We start from the raw sequence: 8,302 nt of genomic DNA, 5'->3' as shown, positions 1-8,302 counted from the left end.
TTGAACTCGGCCGTGTACTCCTGCTTCGGGATGCGTTTCACGTCGTTCTTCCTCTCGTTGCGTCGATCGTACGACGACTACGTTGGAAGACGAAATTCGTGGGGCAGCTCACCGACGCTGGCGCAGCGCGGCGAAACGCTGTGGACATGGGCGAAAAGCTCTTTGGCTGATACCACGCCCCGGCTGTGGGCGCTGATCGGTGACGGGCGATTCTTCTACTTTTTGCCGCTATACCGCACGGATGCCAGCAACACGGGGGCGGTGTTGCATTATTTTGGGGACATCGCGAGCCTGGTCCCAAATGACAAATATGGCTGCGTGATCGTAGCCCACGAAAGCGCCGCCCCATCTTCCTCCAGCGTAACTGACAAGCATCCCGGGGGCTTTATGGGCCTCAGCACCGGCTATTCGCGGTACGTTGCGCGGGGCGGCGCACAAACGGGTGCCGCGACAACTTTCCTGCTCTCTGCGGGCTTCACAACAAATACATATATCGGTACCTACAACGCCTCCGAGCAACCCTACCCTGACGGGAACCTGCGTTTTGGCGGTCCGGTTGCTGTGCTCGACGGGATATCAACCACATCCCCTTTTCGCGGCCATCTCCCCGGGATTGTCCTGCCGCTCGGGCGCATTGTCCCGACGAGCTTTACTGCGCTGTTCGAATCCGCCGCCGCTGCCCTTTTCGGGGTTAAGGCCGTGCAGGTTTCGAATACTCTTGGCACAATCGATAGCTACGTCTGCCACACACTGTTCGACATCCGGGGACCGTGGCGATGAGCGTCCTGGTTTGGCTTCCTGTAATTATCCCGTCCGTTGCGTCCACGCTGATCGGTCGTCTCCATGGCTCGACCAAAACCGCAGGGGCGCCCGATGCCCCTGTCCGTCGCCGCGTGCAGGTCGTCGGGGCTGCAAGCAACGCGCACGGCCACGCCTTCCCCTCCACGGCATCCGTGACCTGGACCTGGGCCGACGAATCCGGCAACTGGGAAGTCCGCAACCTCGACCCCGCGCTCAAATACCACGTCATCGCCTACGACCACACCGGCGTGCACGACCCGGTGATCAAGATGAACCTCGTCCCCACGGTGGATTGACATGAACCTCTCCGCAGCCCACGACACCGCCCGCGCCGCTGCCGCCCGCCTGCCGGCCCTGCAGGCCTCGTTCGACCTGCTCGATGCCGGCGCCGGGCAGGCCCGCATCGACATCCTCGATGCCCTCGACACCGTGCTCGTCTCCATTTCCATCGCCGACGGCGTGGGCACGCTCGATGCGCAGGCGCACCAGATCATCCTCACCGTCCCCATCGAGGCGCAGATCGCCACCGCCGGCGATGCCGACCACGCGGTGATCTACGACAACACCGCCGCGGTGTGGGCGGACGGGGTGACGGTCTCGGACGAAGCCGGCAGCGGCGAGATCAAGCTCGCCTCCACCGTATTGCAGCAGGGCGCCTTCTGCCGCCTGACCTCGGCCGTCTTCCAGGGCTGAGCCCGTGGCCGACCAGAAGCTCCGATTCTGGCGGCAAGTCACGCCCACGCCGGGCGAAGTGTCGCTGGTCTTCGGGGACTGGCCCGGGGTGCAGCTGCGCTTTGTCACGCCGGTATCGCCCACCCCCGGCCCGGTGGCGCTGGTCTTCGGTGCGCAGCCCCGGCTGCTGGAAGACATCGAAGGCACGCTTGCTCCCGCGCTCCCCGCGCCATCGGCCGCGCTTGCCCTCGCCGCGCAGGGCGACAGCTACCCCGCGGCGGACTATGTCGATGGCACCCTTGCCGCCGCGCTCCCCGCGCCGGTCGCACCCGCGCTCGAGCTCGCTGCCGCGGGGAATGCCTTCACCCCGGCGCAACTGGCGGCAACCCTGCCTGCGGCGGCCTTGCCGGCACTCACCTTCGCCGCCACGGAAACGCTTCCGCGGATGCCGGCCGCGCTCGCCGCGGCACTGCCTGCGCCGCCCGCGCCCGCGCTCGCGTTGGCCGCCATCGCCGATCTGCTCACCCCGGCGCGGGCCGCCGCCATCCTGCAGGCCGTGGTGCTGCCGCCCCTGGCGCTGGGGTCGATCGCCATCGACTACGACATTGCCTTGCCCGATGCCATCGGCCCCGGCATCGCCGCCCGCCACCTCGCCCCCCGTGACGCCCCCGCCGTGCTCGCCGCGCCCCAGCAACAGATGATCGCCGCCCGCACCCCGGCCGCCGCCCGCACCCTGCAGGCCGCGCCGCTGCCCGCGGGCGCCGCCATCGTGCAGCAACAGATGATCGCCGCCAGTCGCGCCAGCCTGCAGCGCGCGCAGCACGGCGCCGCACTGGGCAACGGCCGCCGCCTGGGCCATGCCGACACCCTGCGCCAGCAGCGCGTCCTCGCCGCCCCGGCACAACACGGCATTGCGCTCGCCGCCCGCACCCGCAGCGACCATCAGGAGCGCATCCGCACCCGTCACCGCCTGCGCACCGATCAGCAGCAGGGCACCCGCGCCGCCGCGCACGCTCCGGCTGGGCACCGCCAGGGCCTGCCGCTTGCCCGCGGTGCGGCGCTGCGCCAGCAGCAGATGATTCCGCTGCCGCTCGGCTGGTGGCAGATCGCCTATCCGTGGCCGGTGCCGCCGATCGACCCCGCCGCGCCCAGCAGCCCGGTGGCGCTGCGCTTTTGCCGCCTTGCCGACGGCGCCACGGCGCTCGTCTTCGGCTGCCCGCCGCCCCCGCAACCCGGCACCGGGACGATCGTCGTTCCGGTGCGGAGGACCTATCTCGTGCTCAACACCGTCACCCTTGTGCGCGCCAGCGACAGCGCCCCGCTTACCGCGCTCTCGCTCGCCCTGCAGATCGACATCGATTCCTGGACCTGGGGCTGGGACGCCTCCATCCCCGGTGCCGAGCTCGCCCTGGTCGAACCCATCGCCGCCGGCGAGCCGGTCGAACTCATCGCCACCGTCAACGGCGAGGCCTTCCGCCTGCTCGCCGAACGCATCGCCCGCGACCGCCGCTTCGCCCAGTCGCGCCTGCGCATCAGCGGGCGGGGCAGGGCGGCCATGCTCGCCGACCCCCACAGCCCCGTCGTCACCCGCAGCCACGGCAGCGACCGCAGCGCGCAGCAGCTGCTCGCCGACGCCCTTACCGACAACGGCGTGTCGCTGGGCTGGACGCTCGACTGGCAGGCCGCCGACTGGCTCGTCCCTGCCGGGCTCTACAACCATACAGGCCCCTACATCGCCCACGCCCAGCGCCTGGCCGAAGCCGCCGGCGCCTACGTCCAGGCCGACCCGCTCACCGACACCTTGCGCATCCTCCCGCGCTACCCGCTGCTGCCGTGGGAATGGGACGCCGCCACCCCCGACGTCGACCTGCCCAGCGCCCCGGTGGTGCGTGAGGCCATCGAATGGCTGCAGCGCCCCGACTACAACCGCGCGTTCGTTTCCGGCACCGAGGCCGGTGGCATCCTCGGCCAGGTCACCCGCGCCGGCACCGCGGGCGACGTCGTCGCCCCCATGGTCACCGACCCCCTCGTCACCCACGCCGACGCCGCCCGCGCCCGCGGCCGTGCCATCCTCGCCGACACCGGCCGCCAGGCGCGCATCACCCTCGACCTGCCGATCCTCCCCGAAACCGGCATCCTCACCCCCGGCCAGCTCATCCGCTACACCGACGCCGGCACCCCCCGCACCGGCCTCGTGCGCAGCACCGCCGTGCGCGCCCAGCTCCCCACCGCACGCCAGACCATCGAGCTCGAAACCCACCTCTAGCCCCACCTTCTCCCATCGCCAGCCCGCCGACCATGAGCAACCTCTACGCCAAGTTCCGCGCCCTCATCCCCGACGCCCCGCTGCTCGTCGGCACCGTCGTCGCCACCGCGCCGCTGCGCGTCCAGCTCCCCGACGGCAGCCTCATCGCCGCCCGCGGCGAGGCCGAGCTCGGCCAGGCCGTGTTCGTGCGCGACGGCGCCCTCGAAGGCCCTGCCCCTGCGCTGCCGATCACACTCATCGAAATCTGACCCGCCGTCCCGCCACACCCGCCGCGGTAGAATGCCCCCCAGCCTATCCCCGGAGAATGCCGCCATGCCCCCGGCACCCCGCCTGCCCATCCTCTGCGCCGCCGCGATCCCCGCCGCGCTGCTCATCGCCACCGCCGCCCACGCCCAGGTCTACAAGTGCCGCATCGACGGCCAGGCCGTCTTCGCCGACCGCCCCTGCGCCACCGACGCCCAGCCTCTCGACATCCGCCCCGCCGCCGGTCCCGGCACCCCGCCCGCCCCCGGCGCACCCACCACCCTCGACAAAATCAACGCCTCCGTCGACGAAATGGTCCGCTCCCGCCAACTGCGCGAGCTCGACCACCGCCTGCGCGTCGAACGCGCCGACCTCGAGCAAGAGCAGGACCGGATGAACCGCGAACTCGCGGCCCTGCGCAACAAAAAAGACCGCGCCAACACCAACCTCGCCGGCGCGATGTGGGAGCAGAGCATCAGCGAAGAAATGAACGCCACCGTCGCCCGCTACGACCTGCGGATGCGCGGGATACGGGACGAGATCAAGCGGCTGGAAGAACAGCGGGCGGGGATGGTGGGGCGGTGAGCGGGGGGGGGCGGTAAAGCACGATTTTGCTGTCTAAAATTCAAAAATCGCCCCAGTATTCACGCGGGGTTGAGGGTCGCCGTTGGGTTTTCGAGTTTTAGACAGCAGGGACGCTAAATGCCTGTAACGGCGCGGGTTCTAGGCGAATTGGCGACGTATAATGTCCATCCCTGAATTGTGAGGACCTGAGTGCCGATGTCAATCCTCGATCTTCAGGGCTGGCTGCAGACGCCGCAGGGACGCTACCTGCTCGCCTGGGAGCAAGACGGGGTGGATCGCACCGTGGCCGATATTTTCGGCTATAACGCCGCGCAGATCGGCCTGCCCGAAATCGACCTCCTGCGCGCGAACCGGATGCCGCACCGCTTCGGCTGTGCGCCGGCTGCGGGGGCGCAGGTGCAGGCGAACGAGTTCGAACTGCCGTTCGCCAGCGCCAGCCTCGATCTGGTATTGCTTCCGCATGTGCTCGAGTTCTCGCGCCATCCGCATGAGGTGCTGCGTGAAGTCGAGCGTGTGCTGGTGGCCGAAGGGAGCGTGGTGATCACCGGCTTCAACCCGATCAGCCTGTGGGGGCTGCGCCGTGTGCTCGGATGCCGCGCCACCGCCGTGCCATGGAATGGCCAGTACCGCAGTGCGATGCGCATCCGGGATTGGCTGAACCTGCTCGGCTTCGAGATCCGCGGCAGCGGCTGCGGCTGTTTCGTCCCGCCGGTCCACCGCGTGCAGTGGCTGGAGCGCTGGCGCTTCATGGATCGGGCCGGAGCGCGCTGGTGGCCGGTGCTGGGGGCGGCGTACCTGTTGCACGGCGTCAAGCGGGTCCATGGGATGCGCCTGATCACGCCCCGATGGCGCGGGCGCAAGGTTCACTCGAAAAGACTTTCGCCGCTTGCCCAACGCAACGGCGACACGAGGAAAACGCATTAGATGACGGAAGAAGTGGATATCTATACCGATGGCGCCTGCAGCGGCAACCCCGGCCCCGGCGGCTGGGGTGCGATTCTGCGCGCCGGCGCGCACGAGAAGGAACTGTGGGGCGGCGAGCCGGACACCACCAACAACCGGATGGAACTGCTGGCGGTCATCCGCGCCCTCGATGCGCTCAAGCGCCCGGTGTCGGCGCGCGTGCATACCGACAGCCAGTACGTCCAGAAAGGGATTTCGGAATGGATCCACGGCTGGAAGGCGCGTGGCTGGAAAACGGCGTCGAAGGCGCCGGTGAAGAACGAGGATCTGTGGCGTGCCCTCGATGCTGCGGCATCCCGTCACCACGTCAAGTGGCTGTGGGTACGCGGGCACGCCGGGCACCCGGAAAACGAGCGTGCCGACGCCCTCGCGCGTCGTGGTGTGGAAGCGGTGCGGCGAGCCGGAGCGGCGGTCGAAGGCTGAAGAAAAAAGGAGCGGTTCCCATGCGACAAATCGTGCTCGACACCGAAACGACCGGCCTGGACTGGCGCAACGGCGACCGTGTCATCGAAATCGGCTGCGTCGAGCTGTTCAGCCGCGGCCTCACCGGCCGGCATTTCCACGTCTACATCAATCCGGGGCGCCCGATTGCCGCCGAAGCGGTCGCCGTGCACGGCATCACCGAAGAATTCCTCGCCGACAAGCCGAAGTTCGCCGACATCGTCGATGCGTTCGAGGACTTCGTGCGCGATGCCGAACTGGTCATCCACAATGCCAGCTTCGACGTCGGTTTTCTCGATTGCGAACTCGAACTCCTCGGCCGTGGCCGGCTGAGCAGCCTGTGCTCCGGCGTCATCGATACCCTCAGATTGGCGAAAGAGCAGAATCCGGGCAAGAAGGCCTCGCTTGACGCGTTGTGCGAGCGCTACTCGATCGACAACGCCCGCCGCGAACTGCATGGCGCTTTGCTCGATGCCGAACTGCTCGCCGAAGTCTATCTGGCGATGACGCGAGGGCAGGACAGCCTGATGATCGGGCTCGATGACGAACCTGCGGCGAGCGACGTCGCGAGCGCGGCGGCAGCGCTGAGCGCGCGTGCACCACTGCAGGTGCTGCGCCCGAGCGCGGCCGAACTGCAGGCCCACCGGGCGGTGCTGGAAGAAATCGCAAAGGCGAACAAGGGCCTGTGCCTGTGGCTGCCGCCGGAGTCGGAAACGGCTTCGCCAGCCTGATCGCGCCGGCGACGTGCTCAGCGCCCGTCGCGGCGCAGTTTTTCCAGCCCCTTGAGGATGTCGGCGCGCGAGAGCTGGCCGATCAGGCGCGAGCCCTCGACGACCGGCAGGCAGCGATGCGGGTTGGCGAGGAACATCTGGATGGCATCGATTACGCTGGCATCGCCGGCAATCGAGCTCACGTCCCGGCTCATGAATTCTTGCACCTCGCCCGCTTCGTGGCGGAAATACGATGCATCGAGCGCCGCCTTGAGGCAGTCCCTTTCGGACAGGAAACCGATCAGGCGGTTGTTTTCATCGACCACCGGAGCACCGCTCAAGCCGTGTTCGAGCAAGGTATGCACCGCCTTGAGCAGGTCGGTCCGGGCGGTGAAGGCGAGGTGGTCGCCGATCATGTAGTCTTTGACGAGCAGGGAACTGAGCATGGTTCTTTCCGGTTTTTATCGTGTGATTCAGTTCGATTGTTCGGTACTCGCGGCGCTGATGCGGGCCTGGCGCTTGGTGCAGGGCTTCTTGCAGCCGAACTCGCAATCCTGGCCGAGCGTCCCCAGACCGCCGCAGCTGCCGGCGATCGGCTTGCGTCCGAACATGACGCCGATTGCCATTGCGGCGATGACGATGCCGACGACGGCGAGCGTGATCAGAAAAGTGTTCATCTTGCTTCTACCTCGGTAGGGGGCCGGCCTGGCCCCCTTGTTACGAGTGGACAATACCTCGCCCGCGGCCGTTCTGGCCATGCCTGCGGGGTGGCGGCGTCTTCGGGCTCGTGTCCTTGCCGTTCCCGGGGGCGCCGCCGGGTACGGCCGCCGGTCTCAAAGGCGCAAGTGCGCGCCGGGCAGCGTGCCCGACTGTTCGAGCCGGGTCACGGTCGGCCCCAGGTCGAGCCCGGTTTCTTCCTTCAGCTGGCGTGCGCGCAGGCGCAGCTCATCCATGCTGCGTTCGATCGGCTCGCCGGCGGCGGCGAAGGCGACGACGTTGCCGCTGTCGCAGGACGGAAACGCCACCGCCCGGCCCCCGGATGCGTCGACGATACGTTCCAGGCTGGCCTTGTAGCCGCGCGCACGGCCGAACAGGTTCGCCGCCATCAAGCCGCGCTCGCTCAGTCGTGCATGCAGCGCCTGGTGGAACGGCAGGGTGTCGAGGGCGCCGGCGCGGGCGTTGCGGTCGTAGCCATCGACGAGGATGTAGTCCCAGGTCTCGTCCCGCTCCAGCACGTACTGCGCGCCGCAGCCGAGGTGAATGGAGAAGCGCGCGTCCTCGGCCGGCAGCTTGAAGAACTGCCGTGCCGCGGCGACGACCGCGGGGGCGATCTCGACCACCCGGATGCGCGCTTGCGGCAGGTGGTGATGGACAAAGCGCGCCAGCGAGGCGGCGCCGAGGCCGATGATCAGCACTTTCCTCGGCCAGCGCCCGCCGTCGGCGGCAAGGCCATCGCGCAGCAGCAGGCCCGCCATCATCTCGCGAGTGTAGGCGAGTTCGAGCGCATGGGGGCGGCGGATGCGCATCGCCCCCTGGATCCAGTCGGAGCCGAAGTGCAGGTAGCGCACGCCGGCTTGTTCGGAAATATCGATCGGTGGATTCATCCCTGGAAACCTGCTTC

The 8,302-nt window shown here is 68.4% G+C and carries 12 protein-coding genes; 9 read left to right on the top strand and 3 right to left on the bottom strand.

Going from position 1 to position 8,302, the window contains the following annotated elements; genetic code table 11:
• The 9 genes from MXC99_RS07905 to dnaQ all read left to right on the top strand — a co-directional run.
• A partial coding sequence (locus MXC99_RS07905; protein ID WP_247724929.1) for a hypothetical protein occupies positions 1-780 on the top strand: 780 nt, incomplete at its 5' end.
• A gap of 173 nt (positions 781-953) precedes the next feature.
• Positions 954-1,097: a hypothetical protein gene (locus MXC99_RS07900; RefSeq protein WP_247724928.1), complete on the top strand. Its 144-nt coding sequence runs from the start codon at positions 954-956 to the stop codon at positions 1,095-1,097.
• 1 nt (position 1,098) lies between these two features.
• Positions 1,099-1,494 carry a hypothetical protein gene (locus tag MXC99_RS07895; protein ID WP_247724927.1) on the top strand — a complete coding sequence of 132 codons (396 nt, stop codon included), beginning with the start codon at positions 1,099-1,101 and terminating at the stop codon, positions 1,492-1,494.
• A 4-nt stretch (positions 1,495-1,498) separates the two neighbouring features.
• Positions 1,499-3,739 carry a hypothetical protein gene (locus MXC99_RS07890; RefSeq protein WP_247724926.1) on the top strand — a complete coding sequence of 747 codons (2,241 nt, stop codon included), beginning with the start codon at positions 1,499-1,501 and terminating at the stop codon, positions 3,737-3,739.
• A gap of 32 nt (positions 3,740-3,771) precedes the next feature.
• On the top strand, positions 3,772-3,987 hold the full coding sequence (locus tag MXC99_RS07885) for a hypothetical protein (RefSeq protein ID WP_247724925.1): 216 nt from the start codon (positions 3,772-3,774) through the stop codon (positions 3,985-3,987).
• 64 nt (positions 3,988-4,051) lie between these two features.
• Positions 4,052-4,567: a DUF4124 domain-containing protein gene (locus MXC99_RS07880; protein ID WP_247724924.1), complete on the top strand. Its 516-nt coding sequence runs from the start codon at positions 4,052-4,054 to the stop codon at positions 4,565-4,567.
• A gap of 195 nt (positions 4,568-4,762) precedes the next feature.
• Positions 4,763-5,491, top strand: coding sequence for a class I SAM-dependent methyltransferase (locus MXC99_RS07875; protein ID WP_247724923.1), 729 nt, complete (start codon positions 4,763-4,765; stop codon positions 5,489-5,491).
• Entirely contained in the window at positions 5,492-5,953 is a 462-nt protein-coding gene (gene rnhA / locus MXC99_RS07870; protein ID WP_247724922.1) for a ribonuclease HI, read from the top strand.
• A 20-nt stretch (positions 5,954-5,973) separates the two neighbouring features.
• Positions 5,974-6,702, top strand: a complete 729-nt coding sequence (gene dnaQ, locus MXC99_RS07865; RefSeq protein ID WP_247724921.1) for a DNA polymerase III subunit epsilon — start codon at positions 5,974-5,976, stop codon at positions 6,700-6,702.
• A 17-nt stretch (positions 6,703-6,719) separates the two neighbouring features.
• Here dnaQ and MXC99_RS07860 read toward each other — a convergent pair whose 3' ends face one another.
• The 3 genes from MXC99_RS07860 to MXC99_RS07850 form a co-directional block, all read right to left on the bottom strand.
• Positions 6,720-7,127 (bottom strand): CBS domain-containing protein, encoded by a 408-nt coding sequence (locus MXC99_RS07860; RefSeq protein ID WP_247724920.1) that lies wholly within the window; start codon positions 7,125-7,127, stop codon positions 6,720-6,722.
• A 27-nt stretch (positions 7,128-7,154) separates the two neighbouring features.
• Positions 7,155-7,358: a (Na+)-NQR maturation NqrM gene (gene nqrM / locus MXC99_RS07855; protein WP_075148965.1), complete on the bottom strand. Its 204-nt coding sequence runs from the start codon at positions 7,356-7,358 to the stop codon at positions 7,155-7,157.
• A gap of 156 nt (positions 7,359-7,514) precedes the next feature.
• Positions 7,515-8,285 (bottom strand): spermidine synthase, encoded by a 771-nt coding sequence (locus tag MXC99_RS07850; protein WP_247724919.1) that lies wholly within the window; start codon positions 8,283-8,285, stop codon positions 7,515-7,517.
• Positions 8,286-8,302 lie beyond the last annotated feature (17 nt).

It is taken from the genome of Thauera aromatica (genome assembly GCF_023093595.1).
Classification (GTDB): Bacteria; Pseudomonadota; Gammaproteobacteria; order Burkholderiales; family Rhodocyclaceae; genus Thauera; species Thauera aromatica_A.
Note: the sequence above shows the minus strand (reverse complement) of the source record. Positions and strands in the feature narration are given on the sequence as shown.

Excerpts from the sequence above, each read along its gene's own strand:
- MXC99_RS07880 (WP_247724924.1), top strand. The coding sequence starts at position 4,052 with ATGCCCCCGGCACCCCGCCTGCCCATCCTCTGCGCCGCCGCGATCCCC.
- MXC99_RS07885 (WP_247724925.1), top strand. The coding sequence starts at position 3,772 with ATGAGCAACCTCTACGCCAAGTTCCGCGCCCTCATCCCCGACGCCCCG.
- MXC99_RS07850 (WP_247724919.1), bottom strand. The coding sequence starts at position 8,285 with ATGAATCCACCGATCGATATTTCCGAACAAGCCGGCGTGCGCTACCTG.
- dnaQ (WP_247724921.1), top strand. The coding sequence starts at position 5,974 with ATGCGACAAATCGTGCTCGACACCGAAACGACCGGCCTGGACTGGCGC.
- MXC99_RS07875 (WP_247724923.1), top strand. The coding sequence starts at position 4,763 with ATGTCAATCCTCGATCTTCAGGGCTGGCTGCAGACGCCGCAGGGACGC.
- MXC99_RS07860 (WP_247724920.1), bottom strand. The coding sequence starts at position 7,127 with ATGCTCAGTTCCCTGCTCGTCAAAGACTACATGATCGGCGACCACCTC.
- rnhA (WP_247724922.1), top strand. The coding sequence starts at position 5,492 with ATGACGGAAGAAGTGGATATCTATACCGATGGCGCCTGCAGCGGCAAC.
- MXC99_RS07895 (WP_247724927.1), top strand. The coding sequence starts at position 1,099 with ATGAACCTCTCCGCAGCCCACGACACCGCCCGCGCCGCTGCCGCCCGC.
- nqrM (WP_075148965.1), bottom strand. The coding sequence starts at position 7,358 with ATGAACACTTTTCTGATCACGCTCGCCGTCGTCGGCATCGTCATCGCC.